The organism is Vibrio sp. 1249-1, from assembly GCF_033340495.1.
Genome location: NZ_JAWOWJ010000914.1, coordinates 1 through 572, shown reverse-complemented (window position 1 = coordinate 572; position 572 = coordinate 1). Strand labels below are relative to the sequence as shown.

At 47.4% G+C, this 572-nt stretch carries 2 protein-coding genes; both read right to left on the bottom strand.

Features of this window, described 5'->3' with window-relative positions:
- A partial coding sequence (locus tag R7Z50_RS29660; RefSeq protein ID WP_318150034.1) for a glycosyltransferase family protein occupies positions 1-462 on the bottom strand: 462 nt, incomplete at its 3' end.
- 3 nt (positions 463-465) lie between these two features.
- Positions 466-572, bottom strand: a 107-nt coding sequence (locus tag R7Z50_RS29655; protein ID WP_318150035.1) for a phosphatase PAP2 family protein, incomplete at its 5' end; no start/stop codon positions are given.

Here is a 572-nt window from a genome sequence, read left to right as displayed (position 1 = left end):
CAATCCAAGCTGATGTTGAGATGGAGCAAAATACTCAAGTACTGATTTATCCAGCCAGCTCGCCCCCTTCAGAGGCACTGGATAGCGAAACGCATTTTGGTGACTGATACCGATACACGGCTTATTTTGTTGACGAGCAGCCCAAGCCGTGACGGGTTCAAAGTCGTTGATGATTAAATCATAAGGCGCCAGGTTGAGTTGGTTCACTTCTTTGAAAAAATGAATCAAATTGTTGTTCAAGGCCGTTTTGGCGTAATTGACCGAGCCTTTTTCCGTCACAAACGTAAAACCGCGACGAGTCTGATAATCGCCAAACGCTTCCATTGAAAAGTATTTCTCCGGTGCTCGCCCAGAAAAAAGAAAGTCGACCTGCACATCGTGCGATTCAAATGCCTTGTTCATTGCACGTGCACGTGCGTTGTGGCCATTTCCCGTACCTTGAACACCGTATAGAATTTTCATCCATTAGCCTCCTACGATCGCAATAGCTAGAGCACCACACGCACTTCCCAACAGCGCCCCGATGATGACGTCAGTAAAAAAATGGACACCGAGCAAAATACGCGCCGTGC